The organism is Rubellimicrobium sp. CFH 75288 (assembly GCF_009904055.1).
Taxonomy (GTDB): Bacteria; Pseudomonadota; Alphaproteobacteria; order Rhodobacterales; family Rhodobacteraceae; genus Rubellimicrobium.
This window is the reverse complement of record NZ_WYDP01000032.1, coordinates 1-20,425: the sequence shown is the minus strand read 5'-3', so window position 1 is coordinate 20,425 and position 20,425 is coordinate 1. Positions and strand designations below refer to the sequence as shown.

The following is a 20,425-nucleotide window of genomic DNA, read 5'->3' as shown; positions in this document are numbered from 1 at the left end:
CAGCCGGTTTGTGCAACAGAGCCATCGTGACGGGAACGCTGCCCTACAAGCAGGAGCGCGCGACGCTCTCGGAACTCTCGGCGCTGTTTCCCTTCGCCACCAACATCAACCTCAAGGCCGTGGACCACATCGACGGGAGCCCGGCCATCCGCCAGCTCACCTCCCGCACCCTGGCCGATGTCGCCGTCCACGAATGCTGGCGCGGACCCTGCACGGTGGAACTGCGGCCCAATGCGCAGGCCCCGGTCCATCGCCTGCCGGTGCGCGAGATGCTGGACGGCTTCTTCTGGCGTGGCGCCTTCACGCTCGTGCCGGGGCGGGTGCTGCTCGACTATCTCAAGGAGGACGGCTGATGGCGTCATATGCATGGGTCCTGGGCGTGCGGCCCGGCTACGAGGACGAGTACCGCCGGCGCCATGACGCGCTCTGGCCCGAGATGGCCGAATGCCTGCGCAAGGCGGGCATCCGCAACTACCACATCTTCCGCCACGGCCTGACGCTGTTCGGCTATTTCGAGACGGACGATCTCGAGGCCACGATCGCCGCCCTGCGCGAGGACCCCGTGAACCGGCGCTGGTCCGAGCACATGGCCGACATCATGGTGATCGACATCGATCCGCGGACCGGCTTTCCCTTTCTGCTGCCGCGTCAGTGGAGCCTGTCGTGAGGACGCCGGACCTGTCGGGCCGCAGAGCCTTTGTCACCGGCGGCAACCGGGGAATCGGGCTGGCGGCCGTGCGCGCCCTGGCCGAGGCCGGCGCGGCCGTGACGTTCACCGTCCGCTCCCCGGCGGCCGCCGCCGAGGCGCAGGACGCGCTGGGCGGCGCAAGGGCCGAGCCCGTCCTCTGCGACGTCACCGATGCCGAGGCCCTGGCGCGCGCTCTCGCCCCCGGCTTCGACATCCTCGTCAACAATGCCGGCATCATCGGCCCCATCGCGCCCCTGGCCGACGCCGACCCGGACGCGTGGGCGCAGAACATCGCGATCAACCTGGTGGGCGCCTTCCGCGCCATCCGCCTGGCCCTGCCGGCGATGCTCGCGCGGGGGGGCGGAACGGTGGTCAACCTCTCGTCCGGCGCCGCGCACCGCCCGATGGAGGGCTGGTCGGCCTATTGCTCGGGCAAGGCGGGGCTGGCGATGCTCACCCGCTGCGTGGCGGAGGAATATGCCGCCCGCGGCATCCGCGCCTTCGGCTTCGCGCCGGGGGTCGTGGACACCGACATGCAGGGGGCCATCCGCGCCTCGGGCATCAATCCGGTGAGCCGCCTGCCGCGCGACACTCTCCGCCCGCCGGAGGAGCCCGGACGCGCCATCGCCTTCCTGTGCACGCCGGCCGCCGATCCGTGGGCGGGCGGCGAGGTCGATATCCGCACCCCCGCCTTCCGCGAGGCGGTCGGCCTGCCGGCCCTGCCATGACCGAGGTCGTCGTCACGGACGCCACCTTTCCCGACCTCGCCGCCGAGGAGGCGGCAGCGCGCCGGCGCGGCGCCCGTCTGCGGCGTGCCGCCTGCCGCACGGCCGAGGAGGTGGCCGAGGCCGTCCGCGGCGCGCGGGTGGCCGTGGTCCAGTTCGCCCCCTTCGGCGCGGAGGCCGCCGCAGGCCTCCCGCCGGGGGCGACGGTGATCCGCTACGGTGTGGGCTACGACAACCTGGACATCGCAGCGCTTCGCCGGCACGGTCTGCGGGCGGCCTATGTGCCCGACTACTGCACGGAGGAGGTCGCCGACCACACGGCGGCCATGATCCTCGCGCTGCTCCGCCGGCTGCCCCAGCTCGACGCCTCGGTCCGCCGGGGCGAGTGGGCCGCCGTCCGGGTCGCCAGACCCCTGCGGCCCTTTGCGGAGACCCGGATCGGCTTTCTGGGATTCGGACGCATCGCCCGGGCCGTCCGGGAGCGGCTGGCGCCCTTCGGCTTCCGCTTCCTTGCCCACGACCCCGATCAGGCGGGCCGCCACGAGGGGATCCGCTTTGTCGATCTGCCGACCCTTCTGGCCGAGTCGGACGCGCTCTCCCTGCACGCCCCCTCCACTTCCCGGACGCGCGGCCTGATCGGCCGCGAAGCCCTGGCCGCCATGCAGAGCCATGCGGTCATCGCCAACACCGCCCGAGGCGACCTGGTGGACGAGGCCGCTCTGGCGGAAGCGCTCGCGGAGGGACAGGTCGGCGGCGCCGCCCTCGACGTGTTCGCAACCGAACCGCTCCCCGACGACTCGCCGCTGCGCGGCGCGCCCAACCTCCTGCTCAGCCCGCATGCGGCCTGGTATTCCGACGCGGCCGTGGCGCGTCTGCAGACGCTGGTGGCCGACGAGATCGGCCGCGCGCTGGACGGCCTGCCGCCCCGCTGTCCTGTTCCCGGAACCGAACCATGACCGTCCGCTCCGTCGAGGCGATCCCCGTCTCCTACCCCGAGCCCAACGACCACGCCCGGCACCGCTCCGTCTGCCTGGTGCGGATCCAGACCGAGGAGGGGGCCGTGGGCTGGGGCGAATGCTGCGCCTACTTTCCCGAAGCCAGCCGGGCGGCCAAGGCGCTCGTCGAGGGGCTGGCCCCGCTCGTGATCGGCCAGGACGAGGTCCAGACCGAGCGGATCTGGCATGCGCTGCGCGAGCACAGCTGGTGGTACGGGACCGGCGCGGGCATCGCGTCGCTCGCCATCAGCGGCATCGACATCGCCCTGTGGGATCTCAAGGGCAAGGTCCTCGGCCGGTCGGTCCTCGACCTGCTGGGCGGTCCCGTCCACGACCGGATGCCCGCCGTGGCCTCGGTCCATGCGACAAGATCCTCGATCGGCGCGATGGTCGAGGAGTTCCAGGGCTATCTCGCGGATGGGATGCAGGGGATCAAGATCGGGTTCGGCAAGAAGGGCGAGGCGCATCTGGGCTTCGACCACGACCGCGACGTGGAATTCGTCCGCCGGGTGCGCGAGGGCATCGGCCCCAAGCGGCTGATGATCGACCTCGGGGTGAGGAACTTCTGGGACGTGCCCACCGCAATCCGGCGTGCCCGTGCCTTCGAGCCCTTTGCGGTCCACTGGCTCGAGGAACCCCTGGGCCACGATGATCCCGAAGGCTATCGCGCGCTGCGTGCGGCCACGTCGCTGCGGCTGGCCTACGGGGAGCGCGAGTGGAACCACCGCGGCGTGCAGCGGATCGTGGAAAGCGGCACGGTCGATGTGGTCGGTCTCGATCCGGGCCGGATCGAGGGGATCACAGGCTTTCGCAAGGCGGCCGAACTCTGCGCGCTCCACCGCCGCCAGGCGAATGCCCACAACTTCTCGACCGCGATCGTTTCGGCCGCCTCGCAGGCGCTGAGCTTCGCCTCGCCCGCCTGCCGCGAACTCGAACTCCAGCCGGTCTATGGGCCTGCGCAGGCGGATCTGGTGGACAGGCCCGTCTGGCACACGGACGGCTGGGTGCACCGCCCCGAGGGCCCCGGTCTCGGCATCGCGGTCAACGAGGACCTCGTGAACCGCGCCAGGCTCGACCGATGAGGCATCTCGACTGGGGACTGGACGGCAGCACCGTTCTTGTCACGGGCGGCGCAGGCGCGATCGGGCGCGCGATCTGCGAGGGCTTCGCGGAGGCAGGCGCGCGCGTGGCGGTGGCGGATCTCGACGGAGCGGCCGCCGAAGCCGTCGCCGCTCCCCTGGGGGGGGCGGGGTTCGCGATCGACCTGATCCGCATCGCCGATCTGCCGCGACTCGTGGCGCAGGTGGAGGCCCGGCTCGGCCTGCCTGCCACTCTGGTCAACGCGGCCGGGATCATCCGGCGCAATGCCGACTACCTCTCCGTCACCGAGGAGGAATGGGACGCCCAGCACGCCGTCAATCTCAAGGCCGCCTTTTTCCTGTCGCAGGCCGTGGCGGCGCGCCTGATCGCCGCGCGCGCGGCAGGCAGCATCGTCAACGTCGCCTCCCAGGGATTCTGGTCGGGGGGGTTCGGGGGCTCCGTGGTCTACAACGCGGCCAAGGGCGGTTTGGTCACGATGACCCGCGGACTCGCGCGGGCCTGGGCGCCGCACGGGATCCGCGTCAACGCGCTCGCCCCCGGCCTCGTCGAGACGCCGATGCTGGTCACGCCGCAGACGACCCGGGCCGAGATCGCCGCCCTCGAAGCCCAGATCCCGCTCGGCCGGCTGGGGCAGCCGGCGGATCATGCCGGCGCGGCGGTGTTTCTCGCGTCCGCCATGGCGCGCTACGTCACGGGGGCTACGCTCAACGTCTCGGGCGGCTTTCTCATGTATTGAACGGGCAACGCCCTGCCGCCACGGGCGGTCTGCCGCTCCTCGGACGTTGATCGCAAGGCGCGGTGGCGCTAACTCCCCTGCGTTCCGCACGATGGCCGGCCCGTCTGCCGCCGGCTGCGGAACGCAACTGGAGACTGGCGATGCTGCATCCTCCCGCGCCCCGTCCGGTGCGCCACCCGGCGCAACCCGCGTGAGTTCGCCGATGAGCCATCGCTGGAACCATCTCGCCGATACATCCCCCCTCGCCCGACGCATCGGATCGCTGGACTGGTCCCGGACCGGCCTCGGGCCCCTCGCAGGCTGGTCGGAGGCGCTGCGGACCCTGGTCGGGCTGGTGCTCGCCTCCAGCCAGCCCATGTTCCTGGCCTGGGGGCGCGAGCGGACGCTGCTCTACAACGACGCCTATGCCCCGATCCTCGGCGACAAGGAGCCCACGGCGCTGGGCCGGCCCTTTCTCGAGGTCTGGCACGAGATCCGGGACGACCTGATCCCCATCGTGGAGGCCGCCTTTCGCGGCGAGCCTGTGCAGATGGACGACATCGCCCTTGTCATCGAGCGGCGGGGCTTCCGGGAGGAGACGCATTTCGCCTTCTCCTACACGCCGATCCGCGACGGGACGGGCGATGTGGCAGGCTTTCTGTGCGCCTGCCAGGAAACGACGCGCCAGGTCGAGGCCGAACGCCGCCTGCGCGCGAGCGAGGCGCGCCTGCGCCGCATCCTCGACGGGATGGGTGAAGGCTTCGGCCTTCTGGACCGCGACTTCCGGATCATCGAGCAGAACGCCGAGGCGCTGCGGCTCGACGGCCGGCCGGCAGAGGCCATCCTCGGCCGGAGCCACTGGGAGGCTTATCCGGGATCGGAGACCAGCGAGATCGGCCGGCTCTACAAGCGGGCGATGGCCGAGCGGGTGCCGGTCTCGCTCGAGCACCGCTACCGGTTCGAGGACGGCCGCTCGCTCTGGCTCGACATGCGCGCCTATCCGGTCGAGGAGGGCCTGGCCGTCTTCTGGCGCGACATCACCTCGCGCAAGGAGGCGGAGGAACGCGCCGCCGAGGAGGCCGAGCGGATGCGCCTCGCGCTCGATGCGGGCGCCATTCTCGGGGTGTGGGACTGGGACGTGCCGGCGGACCGCTTCACCGCCGATCCGCGCTTCGCCAGGGCCTTCGGGCTGGATGCGGAGGAATGCCGTCGCGGCCTGCCGCTCGAACGGGTGGTCGAGACGGTCCATCCCGACGACCGGCCCCTCCTGCTCGAGCGCATCGCCGAGGCGATCCGGCAGGGCGGCCCCTATCGCCACCAGTACCGCGTCCGCCGACACGACGGGCGCTACTACTGGATCGAGGCCAACGGACGCGTGGATCTCGATGCCGAGGGTCGCGCGCTCCGCTTTCCGGGCGTGCTGCTCGACATCGAGGCGCGCCGCGCCGCCGAGGAGGAGCGTGACCGCGCCCAGAACCTGCTCAAGGCCTTTGTCGAAGCCGTCCCCGGCGTCGTCTATGCCAAGGACCGCCAAGGCCGGATGCTCGTCGCCAACAGGGGCACGACCGAGCTGATCGGCAAGCCGCCCGAACTTTATCTCGGCCGCACGGACGAGGAGTTCCTCGACGATCCGGAACAGGGCCGTGCCATCATGGCGACCGACCGCCGGATCATGGAGGCGGACCGGGCCGAGCAGGTGGAGGAACTGGTCAGCCTGCCGGACGGCCGCCCGGCCTGGTGGCTTTCGACCAAGGCCCCCCTGCACGACGCCTCGGGGCGGGTCATCGGCCTGATCGGCTCGTCCATCGACATCACCGCGCGCCGCGAGGCCGAGGAACGCCTGCGGCGAAGCGAGGAAACCCTGCACGAGACGACGCGCCGCCTCGACGCGATCCTCAACAACACGCGCGAGGCGGTGTTCCTCATGGACCACCGCCAGCACTGCATCTATGCCAATGCCGCGGCCGAGAAGCTCACGGGCTACCGCTTCGCGGAGATGCAGGGACGCACCCTGCACGACGTGGTCCATCACAAGCGCCCCGACGGCAGCCCCTATCCGATCGAGGAATGCCCGATCGACCGCGCCTTTCCGGCGCGTGCCCAGATGTCGGGCGAGGAATTGTTCGTCCACCGCGACGGCTCGTTCTATCCCGTCGCCTTCACCGCCAGCCCCGTTCTCGACGAATCGGGCGAGCCCGTGGGAACGGTGATCGAGGCGCGCAACATCGCCGAGGAAAAGGCACGCGACGCGGCGCTTCGCGAAAGCGAGGAGCGCTTCCGATTCGCGCTCGAGGCGGCCGGCGGCATCGGCACCTGGGACTGGGACGTGGGAACGGACGTGATCCACACCTCCGCCCAGTTCGCCCGGATGTACGGCCTCGACCCCGAGCGGGCGCGCAGCGGCCTGCCGCTGGCCGAGTACATCGCCGGAATCCATCCCGAGGACCGCGCCCGCGTGGAGGCGCTGATCGCGGAAGCCGTGCGGACGGGGGGCGAGTATCGTGCCGAGTACCGCGTGCTCGGACGGGGCGGCGAGACCCGCTGGGTGGTGGCGCGCGGCCGCTGCCTGCGCGGCGAGGACGGACGGCCGTCGCGGTTTCCGGGCGTCACCTTCGACATCACCGACCGCAAGCGTGCCGAGGCCGCGCTCGAGGAGGCCAATGCCACGCTCGAGGCGCGCATCGCCGAGGCGGTGGCCGAGCGCGAGCGGACCGAGGAGGCCCTGCGCCAGAGCCAGAAGATGGAGGCGGTGGGCCAGCTGACCGGCGGTATCGCGCACGACTTCAACAACATGCTCGCGGCCGTGACCGGATCGCTGGACCTGCTGTCGCGCCGGCTGGGCGAGAGCGACGAGCGGGCCCGCCGCTATGTGGACGCCGCCATGGAGGGGGCGCGACGCGCCGCCCAGCTCACCCAGCGCCTTCTGGCCTTCTCGCGCCAGCAGCCGCTGCGCCCCCAGCCGCTCGACGCCAACCGCCTCGTGCAGGGCATGAGCGACCTCCTGCGCCATTCTCTCGGAGCCTCCGTCCATCTGGAGACGGTGCTGGCCGGCGGCCTGTGGCGAACCCATGCCGACCCCAACCAGCTCGAGAGCGTCATCCTCAATCTCGCCGTCAACGCGCGCGATGCCATGCCCGAGGGCGGACGGCTCACGATCGAGACGCTGAACGCCCATCTCGACAGCCGCTATGCGTCCGAACATCTGGGCATTCCGCCCGGCCAGTATGTCTGCATCGCCGTCACGGATACCGGAACGGGCATGACCGCCGACGTGGTCGCCCGCGCCTTCGATCCGTTCTTCACCACCAAGCCCGTCGGCAAGGGCACGGGGCTGGGCCTGAGCCAGGTCTACGGCTTCGTCAAGCAGTCCGGCGGCCACGTGAAGATCTACAGCGAGCCTGGCGAGGGCACGACCGTCAAGATCTACCTGCCGCGCCTTCTGGCCCTCGAGCCCGAGGATGCCGCCCCCGCGCTCCAGCCCGCCCTGCCGCGGGGAGAGGCGGGCGAGGTGATCCTCGTGGTCGAGGACGAGCCGGCCGTCCGTCGCTTCACCGTCGAGGCGCTGCAGGAACTGGGCTACCGCGTCGTCGAGGCGGAGGATGCCGAGACGGCGCTGGCTCTGCTCGACGACCATCCCGAGATCGCCCTGCTCTTCACCGATGTGGTCATGCCCGGCATGAACGGCCGCAAGCTGGCCGACGAGGTGCTGCGCCGGCGTCCCGGCCTGCCCGTCCTGTTCACGACCGGCTACACGCGCAACGCGGTCGTCCACAACGGCGTGCTCGATCCTGGCGTGCATCTTCTCGGCAAGCCGTTCACCATCGAGGACCTCGCCACCAAGCTGCGCGAGGTGCTCGAGGCCCCGCCGCACTGACGGGGATCGGCGGTTTTCCGGGCCGCCGGCCTCGGCTAGAAGCGGCACCGGCAGGCAGGGGGAGCGTGCATGACCAGACCCGTGGTTCTTGTGATCCTGGACGGCTGGGGCCTCCGGGAGGACACCTTCGCGAACGCGCCCGCCCTCGCGGCGACACCCTGCTTCGACCGGCTCTGGTCCACCTGCCCCCATGCCACGCTGGTCACGCATGGTCGCGATGCGGGCCTGCCGGCAGGCCAGATGGGCAATTCGGAGGTGGGCCACACCAATATCGGCGCAGGCCGCGTCGTGGCCATGGATCTCGGCCAGATCGATCTGGCCATCGAGGACGGCTCCTGGGGCCGCAACGAGGCGCTGGACGCCTTTGCCGCCGCGCTGCTGCGATCGGGGGGAACGGCGCATCTGATCGGGGTGGCCTCCGATGGCGGCGTGCACGGACATGTGCTCCACCTCATCCACGCTGCCCGGGGCCTGGCCGCCCGGGGCATCCCCGTGGCCGTGCATGCCCTGACGGACGGACGCGACGTGCCGCCGGGCTCGGCCGGCGCCTTCCTGCGCCAGATCGAGGAGGCCCTGCCCCCGGGGGCCAGACTCGCCACCGTGGACGGCCGCTACTGGGCGATGGACCGCGACCGCCGCTGGGACCGGGTGCGCCTCGCCTACGACGCGATCGCGCGGGGGGTGGGCCTGCGCGCCCCGGACGCTGCCGCGGCGCTGGCCCAGGCCGCGGCGCGCGGCGAAACGGACGAGTTCGTGACCCCCACCGTCCTGGGCGATTACGGGGGCATGCAGCCGGGCGACGGCGTGTTCTGCCTCAACTTCCGCGCCGACCGCGCGCGGGAGCTTCTGCAGGCCCTGGCCGATCCCGATTTCACCGGCTGGGAGCGCGGCGAGCCGCCTCCCCTCGCCGCGCGGCTGGGCCTCGTGGACTATTCGGCGGCCCATGACGCCTGGTATGCGGCCATGTTTCCCAAGCGGCCCGTGGCCAACACGCTGGGCGAATGGGTCTCGGCGCACGGCCGCACCCAGTTCCGGCTCGCGGAGACGGAGAAGTATCCGCACGTGACCTTCTTCCTCAACGGCGGCCGCGAAGCCCCCTTTCCCGGCGAGGACCGCCTGATGCCCCCGTCCCCCAAGGTCGCCACCTACGACCTCCAGCCCGAGATGGCCGCGCCCGCCGTGACCGAGGCGCTGGTGGCCGCGATCCGCAGGCCCTACGATCTCGTCGTGTGCAACTATGCCAATCCCGACATGGTCGGTCACACGGGCGACCTCTCGGCCGCCATCCGCGCCTGCGAGGCGGTGGACAGGGGGCTCGCCCGGGCGGTCGAGGCCGTGCAGGCGATGGGCGGGGCCATGATCGTCACGGCCGATCACGGCAATTGCGAACTCATGATGGACCCGGCGACGGGGGGGCCCCATACCGCCCACACGCTCAATCCCGTCCCCGTGATCCTGGTGGGCGGCCCCGAAGGGGCGCAGCTGCGGTCGGGGCGGCTCGCCGACCTGGCCCCCACGGTGCTCGATCTGATGGGCCTCGCGCCGCCTCCGGAGATGACCGGACATTCGCTGATCGAGCGCGCGACCTGATGCGCAGGCCGCGCCGTCTCGCCCTTTTCCTCGCGCTCGGGCTGTCGGCGCTTCCTTCCGGCCCCGTGCCCGGCCAGGACGCGGCGGGCCTGTCCACCCCGGAGGCGGCCGCCCGCGCGGCGCGGCGGCTGGAGGAGGCGCGCCGCCTGCTCGACCGGGCGGGCGGAACCGATGACCGGATTGCCGCCCTGACGGCCACGGTGGCCGCCTACGAGGAGGGACTTGCGCTCCTGCGCGACGGCCTGCGCCGCGCGGCGGCGGAACGGCGGCGGATCGAGGCCGGCCTCGAGGCCGAGCGCGAATCCATCGCGCGCCTGCTCGGGGTGCTCCAGGGCATGGGCAGCGCCCCTGCGCCCGTCCTGCTGCTGCACCCGGCAGGCCCGCTCGGCACCGCCCGCGCGGGCATGATGCTGGCCGACGTCACCCCTGCCCTCCAGGCCGAGGCCGAGGCCCTGCGCGCCCGGCTCGAGGCGCTGGCCGAGATCGAGGCGGTCCAGACCGCCTCCGAGGCCACGCTGCGCGAGGGCCTCGCCTCGGCCCAGGCCGCGCGGGCCGAACTGGCGGCGGCGGCGGCCGACCGCACCGCGCTCCCGCGCCTCTACACGGAGGACCCCGTCGCCACGGCCGTGCTGCTCGCGGCGACCGAGACGCTGGATGCCTTCGCGGCCGGACTGGGCGAGACGGTGGACCGCGAACTGCCCCTGCCCCCGCCCGAGGCGCGCCCGCAGGGCGACCTGCCGCTGCCCGTGCGCGGCACCATCCTGCGCCGCCCCGGCGAGGCGGATGCGGCCGGAATCGCGCGGCCGGGTCTCGTGATCGCCACCGAACCCCGCGCGCTCGTCACCACGCCGGTGGCCGCCACCCTACGCTTCCAGGGGCCCCTTCTCGATCTCGGCACCGTGGCCATCCTCGAACCCGCCCCGGGCACGCTCTTCGTCATCGCGGGCCTTGCCCAGGCCTGGGGCGGTGCGGGCGAGGTCCTGCCCGAGGGCGCGCCCGTGGGGCTGATGGGCGGCGAAGCCCCCGATGCCCACGCGATCTTGAGCGGCGCGGCGCCCGCGGGGGATGCAGGACGCAGCGAAACCCTCTATCTTGAAGTCCGCGACGCGACCGGGCCGATCGACCCGGGCCTGTGGTTCCACCTCGAGGAGTGAACCCCCGATGACGAGACTGGCACTGGCTGTTCTGGGCGGGGCGGCCCTCGGCCTCGTGACGACGACCCAGATCGCCGGCCCTCTGATCGCCCAGGAGAGCGGAAGCCGCTCGATCTACGAACAGCTCGACCTGTTCGGCGACATCTTCGAGCGCATCCGCTCCGATTATGTCGAGGAAGTGGACGAGCAGAAGCTGATCGAGGCCGCGATCAACGGGATGCTCACCTCGCTCGATCCGCATTCGAGCTACCTGTCCCCCGATGCCGCCGCCGACATGCGCGTGCAGACCCGGGGCGAATTCGGCGGCCTCGGGCTCGAGGTCACGCAGGAGGACGGCTGGGTCAAGGTCGTCTCGCCCATGGACGGCACGCCTGCCGAGGCGGCCGGGATCCAGACGGGCGACTTCATCACCGCGGTGGACGGCGAATCGGTTCTCGGGCTCACGCTCGACGAGGCGGTGGACCGCATGCGCGGCCCGGTGGGATCGGAAATCGTCCTGACCATCGTGCGCGAAGGGCGCAGCGAGCCCTTCGATGTCTCCATCATCCGCGACACGATCAAGCTCACGGCCGTCCGCGCGCGGACCGAGGGCGACACGATCGTGCTGCGCGTGACGACCTTCAACGAGCAGACCTTTCCCAACCTGATGCAGGGCCTTCAGGAGCAGATCGAGGCCGCGGGCGGGATCGGCAACGTCAATGGCATCGTGCTCGACCTGCGCAACAATCCGGGCGGGCTGCTCAACCAGGCGATCTATGTCGCGGACGCCTTCCTCGAGGGCGGCGAGATCGCCTCCACGCGCGGCCGTCACGCGCGCGACGGCGAACGGTTCAACGCCACACCCGGCGACGTGGCCGAGGGGCTGCCCATCGTCGTGCTCATCAACGGCGGGTCGGCCTCGGCCTCCGAGATCGTGGCCGGCGCGCTGCAGGATCATCGCCGCGCGGTCGTCGTGGGCACCCAGAGCTTCGGCAAGGGCTCGGTCCAGACGGTGATGCCGCTTGCGGGGCAGGGCGCGATGCGCCTGACCACCGCGCGCTACTACACCCCTTCGGGCCGCTCGATCCAGGCGCTCGGCATCTCCCCCGACATCATCGTGGAACAACCCCCCCGCCGCAGCGATCCCGACGCCGAGGAGGAGGCGACCCCGCGGCGCGAGATGCACGAGGGCGACCTGCGCGGCGCGCTGCGCAACGACTCGCTCACCGATGACGAGCGCAGCCAGATCGAGGAGGAGCAGGCCCGCGCCGAAGCCGCCGCCCGTCTGCGGGAGGAAGACTACCAGCTCGCCTATGCGATCGACATCCTGCGGGGCCTCTCGGCGCTCGGGCCTGGCGGCCCCTCCCCGATCCGGGCCGCCGCCGCGCCCGCGGCCGAGCCCGAAGCCGCCCAGCCGTGAGCCCCACCCCCGAGGGCTACAGGCCCTGCGTCGGAATCCTCCTGACGGACGGCCGGGGACGGATCCTCCTCGGCCGCCGGTCGGACCGCCCCGAGGCGGAGGATGCCTGGCAGGCGCCCCAGGGTGGCATGGACCCCGGCGAGAGCCCGGAAGACGCCGCCCTGCGCGAGCTCGAGGAGGAGACCGGCATCCCGCCGCGTCTTGTCCGGCTCGAGGCCGTGGCCGACCGGCCGGCGCTCTACGACCTGCCGCCCGCCATGCGTCCCGCGCATTGGAAGGGGCGCTGGAGGGGTCAGGCGGTGACCTGGGTTCTCCTGCGCTTCGAGGGAACGGAGGCCGACATCAACCTCGACACGGCGCATCCCGAATTCGCGGCCTGGCGCTGGGGCAGCCTGCCCGAGGCGGCGCGTCTCGTCCTGCCGCTCAAGAGGCCGGCCTACGAGATGGCGCTGGCCGTCTTCGGCGAGCGCCTCTCCCGGGCGGGCGAGCAGGCCAGCCCCTGACGGCCCGTCTCAGCGCCGCAGCGCCTGCAGGACAGACGGTTCGGCAAAGCCCGTGACCGGCAGGCCGCGCGCGGCCTGGAAGTCGCGGATCGCCTGGATCGTGCGGGGTCCCACCGTGCCGTCCGTGCCGCCCGTGTCGAAGCCGAGCGCGCTGAGCCGGGTCTGCAGCTCGATCCGTTCGGCCTCCGTCAGCGGCCGCTCGGACGAGAACAGGCCCACGAGCGGGGGGCGCCCGCGCAGGCGGTCCGACAGGTGCCCGATCCCGATCGCATAGGTGTCGGCCGCGTTGTAGCGGCGGATCACGTCGAAGTTGCGATAGACGAGGAAGGGCTGCCCCGAGGGACGGATCAGCCGCGCCGGACCCGCATCGGGCAGCGAGCCGCCCGCCGCCGGTCGCACGCCCCGCGCGGCCCATTCGGCGGCCGTGCGCCGGGCGTCTCCCGCGCCCTCGTCGGTGACGACCTGCACCCCCCAGGGCTGACCACGGCGCCACCCCGCCCGCGCGAGGTAGTTCGCCGCCGAGGCGAGCGCGTCCGAGGGGTCGTCGCTCCAGATGTCGCGGCGGCCGTCGCCGGTGAAGTCCACAGCATATTCCTCGAACGAGGTGGGGATGAACTGCGTGTGCCCCATCGCGCCCGCCCAGGAGCCCGTCATCCGCTCGGGCGTGATGTCCCCGCGCGCGAGAATGCGCAGCGCGCTGAGCAGCTGGCTTTCGAAGAAGGCTCCGCGCCGGCCGTCATAGGCCAGCGTGGACAGCGCCGAGACGACGGGCACCTGGCCGCGGTTCTCGCCGTAGGACGATTCGAGCCCCCAAACCGCCACGACGGTTTCCTTGTCCACGCCGAAGCGGTCCTCGACCGCCGCGAGCAGCGCCGCATGCCGGGCCAGCGCCGCGCGCCCGCCTTCCACGCGCCGATCCGACACCGCCGTCTGGAGATAGTCGCCCAGGGTCCGCGTGAACTCGGCCTGCGCGCGGTCGCGTTCGATCACGGCCGGAATGTAGCCCGCCCCCCGGAAGGCCGCCTCGAGCGTCGCCTCGGGAATGCCCGCGGCCCGCGCCCGCGGCTTGAAGGACGCGACCCACGCATTCCAGCCGGGATCGGGCACGACCACGAAGGGATTGGGCCGCTCGGCCGCCTGCGCCTGCATCATCAGGCCGCGCGGCGTGCCGCCGCCGCAGGAGCAGAGCGCCAGCGCCGCCGCGCCGGCGAGAAAGCCGCGCCGTCCCCGATCCATCCCATGCCCCGCCTCTGTTTCCGACGCCCGAGCCTAGCGGCCGCGCCCCGCCTGCAAAAGCGTCTCTCTGCCCGCGACGGCGGATTCCCGCGCCTCCCCGGACCGCACCCGGCGGCTCAGCCCTTGCGCCGCCGCAGCACGCGCCGCCCCTCCCGCCGCGGCGCGGCCCCCTTGCGGCCCCTCCGCCGCCGCAGCGGCGCATCCTCCAGCTCCAGCAGCTCCAGCAGAACCGCCCCCGAGGCGGTGCTGACCTCCGCGATCCGCACGAGGACGCGCAGCCCGGCGGCAAAGGTCACGCCCGATTCGCTGCCCGTCAGCGTCCCGTCGCGCGCGTCGAAGCGCCAGAACTCCTCGCCCAGCGACCGCACGGGCACGAGTCCGTCCGCCCCCGTCTCGTCCAGCCGCACGAACAGCCCGAAGCGCTGCACCCCCGAGATGCGCCCCCGCGCCTCCGTGCCGCGCCGCTCGGAGAGATAGGCCGCGAGGTAGCGGTCCGTCGTGTCGCGCTCGGCCTGCATGGACCGCCGCTCGGCCGCCGAGATCAGCTCGCCCGTCTCCTCCAGCCGCTCGCGGTCGAGCGTGCCCAGACCGTCGGCCGCCGGATCGGGCCCCCAGCCATGCGCCGCGATCAGCGCGCGGTGCACGATCAGGTCCGCATAGCGCCGGATCGGCGAGGTGAAATGCGCATAAAGCTGCAGAGCCAGCCCGAAATGCCCCAGATTGTCCGGCGCATAGAAGGCCTGCGGCAGAGACCGCAGGGTGGCCATGTTGATGAGCTCGGCCTGGTCCGTCCCCGCCGCCTGCGCCAGCAGCCGGTTCAGATGCGTCGTCCGGAGCACCTGCCCCCTGGCCAGCGCGAGGCCCGAGGCCTCGGCCGTCTCGCGCAGCGCCTCGAGCTTGAGGGGGTCTGGCTCCTCGTGGACGCGAAACAGCAGCGGCACCCGCCGCGCGACCAGCTCCTCGGCCGCGGCCACATTGGCCAGGATCATGAACTCCTCGATCAGCCGGTGCGCCTCCAGCCGCTCGCGGAACGCCACCGAGACGACGCGCCCCCCCTCGTCGAGGACGATCCGCCGCTCGGGCAGGTCGAGCTCGAGCGGCCCCCGCGCCTCCCGCGCGCGCGCCAGCGCCCGGTGTGCCGCAAAGAGCCGGCGCAGCACCCCCTCCCAGAGCGGCCCGGTCGTCTCGTCCGGCTGCCCGTCGGCCGCCCTCTGCGCCGCCTCGTAGGCCAGCGAGGCGCGGCTGCGGATCAGCCCGCGCACGAAGCGGTGGCCGGTCTTGCGCCCCTCCGCGTCGATCCGCATGGCGACCGCGATCACCGCCCGATCCACCCCCGCATGCAGCGAGCAGAGATCCCCCGACAGCCGCTCGGGCAGCATGGGCACGACGCGGTCGGGAAAGTAGGTGGAATTGCCCCGCAGCCGCGCCTCGGCATCGAGCGCGCTGCCCGGCCGGACATAGAATGCCACATCCGCGATGGCGACCCAGAGCGTGAAGCCGCCCCCCTCCTCCGGCACGGCCAGCACCGCGTCGTCGCGGTCGCGCGCATCCTCCGGGTCGATGGTGACAAAGGGCAGGTCGCGCAGGTCCTCGCGCCCCTCGGGGCCCGCGGCCACCGCCCGCTCCGCCTCCTCCAGCGCGGCGGGGTCGAAGGTTTCGGGGATGCCGTGCTCGTGAATGGCGATCAGCGACAGCGCGCGCGGGGCCGACGGATCGCCCAGCCGCTCGACCACCCGCGCGCGCGGCAGGCCCAGCCGCCCGCGCTCGCGCCCCACGGCCTCGGCCTCGACCAGCTCGCCCTCCTGCGCGCCGCCCGCATCGCCCGGCCCCACGATCCACTCGCGCCCCTCGCCCTTGGAGAGCGGCACGATCCGCCCCCCCGCCCCCTCGGCATGAAACAGGCCCAGCACGCGCGCCGGCGCGGCGGCCAGCCGCTTGATGGGCCGCGCGACATGACCCTCCCCCTCCCGCGCGATCCGCGCAAGCAGCCGGTCCCCCGGCCCGAGCGCCCGGTCCCGCGCGCGCCCCTCCACCCGGATCGGGGGCGGCTCGCCCTCGCCATGCCATTCGAGCGGCCGCGCCAGCAGGTCGCCGTCGCGATCCGTCCCCGTCACCTCCACCACCGTGACGGGGGGCAGCCCCCCCTCGCGGCGGCGCTCGCGCCGGGGCCGCAGAACCCCCTCCTCCTCCATCTCGCGCAGAAGGCGCTTCAGGTCGTCCCTGTCCGCCCCCCGCAGGCCGAAGGCGCGGGCCACGTCGCGGCGGCTCGCCTCCGGGTTCTCGTCGAGAAAGGCAAGAAGGGCGGTCCGGTCGGGGATCTGGCTCATGGCAGCCCCCCTAGCACGGCCCTGCGCCCGCCACACGGGGATTCACAGGGGCCGCGTCATGTCGCGGTGGGGGATGCCCGCATCGTCATAGACCGGCCCCTCGGCGCGAAAGCCCAGCCGCTCGTAGAACGGGATCGCATGGACCTGAGAGCCGAGCCGCGCCTGCCGCGCCCCCCGCGCCCGCAAGACCTCCAGCGCGGCCTCCATCAACGCCGCCCCCGCGCCCCGCCCGCGCGCCTCGGGCAGGACGGCCACGCGCCCGATCTTGCCCACCTCGCCCCGCAGCAGCAGCCGCGCCGTGCCGATCGCGCGGCCGCCCTCCCGCGCGAGAAGGTGGATCGCCTCGCCGTCCAGCCCGTCGATCTCCAGCGCCTCGGCCACGCCCTGCTCCTCGATGAACACCCGCCGCCGGATGGCGAGGCAGGCCCCGAGATCGTCCGTCTCCTCCACCGTCACGCGAAGAACTCCTCCAGCACCCGCCCGTAGATCCGCGCCAGCACCCGAATGTCCTCCACCGCCGCGCGCTCGTCAGCTCCGTGCATGGTCGGCCCCGGCAGGCCCAGCTCCAGCACCGGGCAATGGGCGCGGACAAAGCGCGCATCCGACGTGCCGCCCGTGGTCGAGAAGACCGGCCGCCGCCCCGTCTCGGCCTCGACCGCCCGGGCGACCAGGCCGGTGAACGGCCCCGGCTCGGTCAGGAACGGCTCGCCCGAGACCCGCACCGCCACCTCCGCCTCCGTCCCCGTCTCCGCCGCGACCGCCCCGGCCTGCCCCCGCAGCCACTCCGCCAGCGCGGCGCCCGTGTGGCGGTCGTTGAAGCGGATGTTGACGGTCGCCCGGCAGAGCGCGGGAATGACGTTCGAGGCCGGGTTGCCCGTCTCGATCGCCGTGGGCACCAGGGTCGAGGGCCCGAAATGCGCCGTCCCTTCGTCGAGGGGGCGCTCGACCAGCCGCCCGACCAGCCGCGCCATGGCGGGGACCGGGTTCACCGCGCGCTCGGGATAGGCCGCATGCCCCTGCCGCCCCCGCAGCACCAGATGCGCCGTCAGCGATCCCCGCCGCCCGATCTTGACCGTGTCGCCCGGCACCTCCGCCCCTGTGGGCTCGCCCACGAGGCAGGCCCCCATCCGCCAGCCCCGCGCCTCCAGACGCTCGAGCAGCGCGCGCGTGCCGTCCACCGCCTCGCCCTCCTCGTCCCCGGTGATCAGCAACAGCAGGCCGCCGCCTGCGGGCAGGCGCGGCCGGAAGGCGCAGGCCGCGGCCGCCATGGCCGCCACGCCCGACTTCATGTCCGCCGCGCCGCGACCCCACAGGTAGCCCTCCGCGACCTCGCCTCCGAACGGCTCGCGCGTCCAGAGCGCGCGGTCGCCGGGCGGGACCACGTCCGTGTGCCCGTTGAAGCCGAAGACCCGCGCGCCTCCCGGATCGCCCGCCCAGGCGAGCAGGTTCGCCACGCCGCCCCGGTCCGCCCGCTCGCAGGCGAAGCCCCCCCGCTCCAGCACATCCGCCAGCAGGACCAGCGCGCCCCCCTCCTCCGGCGTGACCGAGGGGCAGCGCACCAGCGCCGCGGCCAGATCCACCGGGTCGGGGATCATGGCGGCGCGTCGAAGAGCGGCGTGAGCTGCGCCACGATCACCGCGTTCTCCGCCCGCGCCCGCTCCATCAGCGCGCGCTCGGCCTCGTCGATGTCGTGCCCCTCGGCCAGCCGCTCCTCCAGCGTGCCGTAGCCCGACACGTCGAGGGGCGCGAGGCCCGCCTCCCTCAGCACGGCCACCGTCTCGCGCACGGCCTCCGCCTCGTCCACGCCCGTGGCATAGCACAGGAGCGCCGCCCCCGTGGCCCCCTCGGGCAGCCCGTCGCCCGCCTTGCGCCCCGCCTCCACCAGCAGGGTAAAGACCTGCTGCGGACGCTTTTCCCCGGCTCCGCTCACAGCCGCGCCGCCTCCACCACGGCCGGGACTCCCCCCGCCTCCCACGCATCGAGCAGGTCGTCCGCCTGCACGCGCCCCGTCTCGACCGACCGGTGCAGCGGCGCCAGATAGGGCCGCTCGTCGGGAATGCCCTCCGCCGCCCGGGCGGCCAGCCCCGCCTCGGCCAGCGCCAGCGCCGCGCGCGCGAGGTCGCGCAGCCGCACCCCGCCCGCCTCTCCGGCCAGCGCGCGCTCGGAGGCCGCCACGCGCAGCCCCTCCCGCGTCTCGGCCGACCAGGGCCGCACCAGGTCCCACGCGGCCTCGAGCGAGGGGCGGTGATAGAGAAGCCCCGCCCAGAAGGCAGGCAGCGCGAGCAGATGCGCCCGGTCGCCCGCATCGGCGCCGCGCACCTCGACAAAGCGCTTGACGCGCGCCTCGGGAAAGAGCGTGGTCAGATGGTCGGCCCAGTCCCCGAAGGTCGGGATCTCGCCGGGCAGGGCCGGCAGCCGGCCGGCCAGGAAGTCGCGGAAGCTCTGGCCGCGCGCGTCGATGTAGCGCCCCTCGCGATGGACGAAGTACATCGGCACGTCGAGCGCCCAGTCCACATACCGCTCGAAGCCCATGCCCTCCTCGAAGGCCCAGGGCAGCATCCCCGTGCGCGCCGCATCCAGGTCGCGCCAGATCCGCGAGCGCCACGAGCGGTGCCCGTTGGGCCGCCCCTCGAAGAGCGGCGAGGAGGCGAACAGCGCGGTGGCCACCGGCTGGAGCGCCAGCGCCACGCGCAGCTTCAGCACCATGTCGGCCTCGTCGGCGAAGTCGAGATTCGCCTGCACGGTGCAGGTGCGATACATCATCTGCAGCCCGTGCGTGCCCACGCGGCCCATGTATTCCGTCATCAGCCGGTAGCGCCCCTTGGGCATCTGGGGCATGTCCTCGTGCCGCCAGTGCGGCGCCGCGCCCAGCGCCATGAAGCCGATCCCCAGCGGGGCGGCCACGGCCCTGGCCTCGGCGAGATGGGCATCGAGCTCGGCCGCCGTCTCGCCCACATGCCGCAGCGGCGCCCCCGACAGCTCCAGCTGCCCCCCCGGCTCGAGGCTCACATTGGCCCGGCCGCGCTCCAGCCCGATCAGCGCGCCGCTCTCGCGCACCTCGGTCCAGCCCCGCGCCGCCAGCCCCTCGAGCAGCGCCCGCACCGAGGCCCGCCCCTCGTAGGGCACGGGATCGAGCCCCTCCTCGAGAAAGGCGAACTTCTCGTGCTCGGTGCCGATGCGCCAGGCCTCGCGCGGCTTGGCGCCCCCCTCCATCCACGAGGCGAGGTCCTGAGCGCGCTCGACCGGGCCGCCGCCGGATTGGGGGATGGACATGGACCCTCGTTCTCTGTCCGCCGACAGGTGCCGTGCAGGCGCCGCGCTGTCAATCGGGCGGCCGGGGGCCGAGTCGGGCAGGTTGCGCGGCGGGCGCTGCGCTGCCATCGTCGGGCGGCCATGACAGACGCGGACCCTGCCGCCTTCCCGCCGCCCGGCGCGGCCCCCGGGCCGTCTCCCGACGAGCCCCCGGACACGGTTCCGCCTGCGGCGCACGACCCGCCGCCCCTCGTGACCGGCGCGGCCGAGGCACGCGAGGCCGTGCTCGCCTTCGAGGCGGCGCTCGCGCGCAGCCCGGCCCTGGCGGCGCGCCTCGCCTACCCGCGGGCCTGGATGGCGCTCAAGGACGAGGCCGGCTGGCACTACGCGCCCGCCCTGTGGGCCGGTCATGCGGGCCTGTCGGCCGACGCCTATCTCGCGCTCGCCTCCCGCCTCGACGGACGGCGCGCCGAGGCGGCGCTGCGGGCCTTCTGTGCCCCCGTCACCGATCCGCGCCGCGCCGACAAGCATGCCCGGCGGCTGCGCGCCCTCTTTGCCCGTCATGCGGTCGGGCGCGCGCCCAATGCCCGGCTGCGCCTGCTCGAGCCCGCTCCGGACGCCGCGCCTGCCGATCTCGAGGCGCGCGTCGTCGATCTCGTGGTCGAGGTGGCGCGCCTTCTCGGCCCCGCCGCACGGGCCGCGCTGCGCCGGCGCCTGTCCTGAGCCCCCGCCCCTTCGGGGCCGCGCGCCCGGCGCTTGATTTCCGGCCCCGCCCCGCTTAGACCGCCGCGCGTTGTGAAATCGGGCCGCGCCGCGGCCCCCGAGGCGTGAGGCCCACCGCAGATGGCGAAGGCGAAGTTTGAGCG

General features: G+C 73.4%; 18 protein-coding genes. 12 read left to right on the top strand and 6 right to left on the bottom strand.

Annotation, left to right across the window (positions count from 1 at the left end; genetic code table 11):
• From GT358_RS15850 to GT358_RS15800, 11 genes are all read left to right on the top strand, one after another.
• A partial coding sequence (locus GT358_RS15850; protein WP_208103574.1) for an acetoacetate decarboxylase family protein occupies window positions 1-353 on the top strand: 353 nt, incomplete at its 5' end.
• The gene (locus GT358_RS15845; protein WP_166583611.1) at window positions 353-667 is read left to right on the top strand and encodes an L-rhamnose mutarotase; all 315 of its coding nucleotides are present in this window, start codon (window positions 353-355) and stop codon (window positions 665-667) included. The genes GT358_RS15850 and GT358_RS15845, both read left to right, overlap by 1 nt.
• Complete coding sequence (locus GT358_RS15840; RefSeq protein ID WP_166583610.1) at window positions 664-1,416, top strand: SDR family oxidoreductase; 753 nt, start codon at window positions 664-666, stop codon at window positions 1,414-1,416. Before GT358_RS15845 ends, GT358_RS15840 begins: the two co-directional genes overlap by 4 nt.
• Window positions 1,413-2,369, top strand: a complete 957-nt coding sequence (locus GT358_RS15835; protein WP_166583609.1) for a C-terminal binding protein — start codon at window positions 1,413-1,415, stop codon at window positions 2,367-2,369. Before GT358_RS15840 ends, GT358_RS15835 begins: the two co-directional genes overlap by 4 nt.
• Complete coding sequence (locus GT358_RS15830; RefSeq protein WP_166583608.1) at window positions 2,366-3,490, top strand: mandelate racemase/muconate lactonizing enzyme family protein; 1,125 nt, start codon at window positions 2,366-2,368, stop codon at window positions 3,488-3,490. The genes GT358_RS15835 and GT358_RS15830 overlap by 4 nt, the downstream gene beginning before the upstream one ends.
• Window positions 3,487-4,245 carry an SDR family NAD(P)-dependent oxidoreductase gene (locus GT358_RS15825; protein WP_166583607.1) on the top strand — a complete coding sequence of 253 codons (759 nt, stop codon included), beginning with the start codon at window positions 3,487-3,489 and terminating at the stop codon, window positions 4,243-4,245. The genes GT358_RS15830 and GT358_RS15825 overlap by 4 nt, the downstream gene beginning before the upstream one ends.
• 202 nt (window positions 4,246-4,447) lie before the next feature.
• Window positions 4,448-8,098 carry a PAS domain S-box protein gene (locus GT358_RS15820; RefSeq protein ID WP_166583606.1) on the top strand — a complete coding sequence of 1,217 codons (3,651 nt, stop codon included), beginning with the start codon at window positions 4,448-4,450 and terminating at the stop codon, window positions 8,096-8,098.
• Between the two features lie 69 nt (window positions 8,099-8,167).
• On the top strand, window positions 8,168-9,688 hold the full coding sequence (gene gpmI / locus GT358_RS15815; protein WP_166583605.1) for a 2,3-bisphosphoglycerate-independent phosphoglycerate mutase: 1,521 nt from the start codon (window positions 8,168-8,170) through the stop codon (window positions 9,686-9,688).
• Window positions 9,688-10,842, top strand: coding sequence for a murein hydrolase activator EnvC (locus tag GT358_RS15810; protein WP_166583604.1), 1,155 nt, complete (start codon window positions 9,688-9,690; stop codon window positions 10,840-10,842). Before gpmI ends, GT358_RS15810 begins: the two co-directional genes overlap by 1 nt.
• A 7-nt stretch (window positions 10,843-10,849) precedes the next feature.
• On the top strand, window positions 10,850-12,241 hold the full coding sequence (locus tag GT358_RS15805; protein WP_166583603.1) for a S41 family peptidase: 1,392 nt from the start codon (window positions 10,850-10,852) through the stop codon (window positions 12,239-12,241).
• Window positions 12,238-12,744, top strand: coding sequence for an RNA pyrophosphohydrolase (locus tag GT358_RS15800; protein WP_166583602.1), 507 nt, complete (start codon window positions 12,238-12,240; stop codon window positions 12,742-12,744). Before GT358_RS15805 ends, GT358_RS15800 begins: the two co-directional genes overlap by 4 nt.
• Window positions 12,745-12,753: 9 nt before the next feature.
• Here the strand turns inward: GT358_RS15800 and GT358_RS15795 are convergent, their stop codons facing one another.
• The 6 genes from GT358_RS15795 to GT358_RS15770 all read right to left on the bottom strand — a co-directional run bounded on the left by GT358_RS15795 (window position 12,754) and on the right by GT358_RS15770 (window position 19,580).
• Window positions 12,754-13,980 (bottom strand): lytic murein transglycosylase, encoded by a 1,227-nt coding sequence (locus GT358_RS15795; RefSeq protein WP_243730941.1) that lies wholly within the window; start codon window positions 13,978-13,980, stop codon window positions 12,754-12,756.
• Between the two features lie 116 nt (window positions 13,981-14,096).
• A complete protein-coding gene (gene rnr / locus GT358_RS15790; RefSeq protein ID WP_166583601.1) occupies window positions 14,097-16,307 on the bottom strand; it encodes a ribonuclease R in 2,211 nt (736 codons plus the stop codon).
• A 42-nt stretch (window positions 16,308-16,349) separates the two neighbouring features.
• The gene (locus tag GT358_RS15785; RefSeq protein WP_166583600.1) at window positions 16,350-16,763 is read right to left on the bottom strand and encodes a GNAT family N-acetyltransferase; all 414 of its coding nucleotides are present in this window, start codon (window positions 16,761-16,763) and stop codon (window positions 16,350-16,352) included.
• Window positions 16,760-17,902, bottom strand: a complete 1,143-nt coding sequence (dapE, locus tag GT358_RS15780) for a succinyl-diaminopimelate desuccinylase (RefSeq protein WP_166583599.1) — start codon at window positions 17,900-17,902, stop codon at window positions 16,760-16,762. Before dapE ends, GT358_RS15785 begins: the two co-directional genes overlap by 4 nt.
• The gene (locus tag GT358_RS15775) at window positions 17,899-18,237 is read right to left on the bottom strand and encodes a hypothetical protein (RefSeq protein WP_166583598.1); all 339 of its coding nucleotides are present in this window, start codon (window positions 18,235-18,237) and stop codon (window positions 17,899-17,901) included. The genes dapE and GT358_RS15775 overlap by 4 nt, the downstream gene beginning before the upstream one ends.
• On the bottom strand, window positions 18,234-19,580 hold the full coding sequence (locus GT358_RS15770; protein WP_166583597.1) for a glutamate--cysteine ligase: 1,347 nt from the start codon (window positions 19,578-19,580) through the stop codon (window positions 18,234-18,236). The genes GT358_RS15775 and GT358_RS15770 overlap by 4 nt, the downstream gene beginning before the upstream one ends.
• A gap of 120 nt (window positions 19,581-19,700) precedes the next feature.
• Here GT358_RS15770 and GT358_RS15765 point away from each other — a divergent pair, with 120 nt between their 5' ends.
• The gene (locus GT358_RS15765) at window positions 19,701-20,282 is read left to right on the top strand and encodes a hypothetical protein (protein ID WP_166583596.1); all 582 of its coding nucleotides are present in this window, start codon (window positions 19,701-19,703) and stop codon (window positions 20,280-20,282) included.
• Window positions 20,283-20,425: the final 143 nt, after the last annotated feature.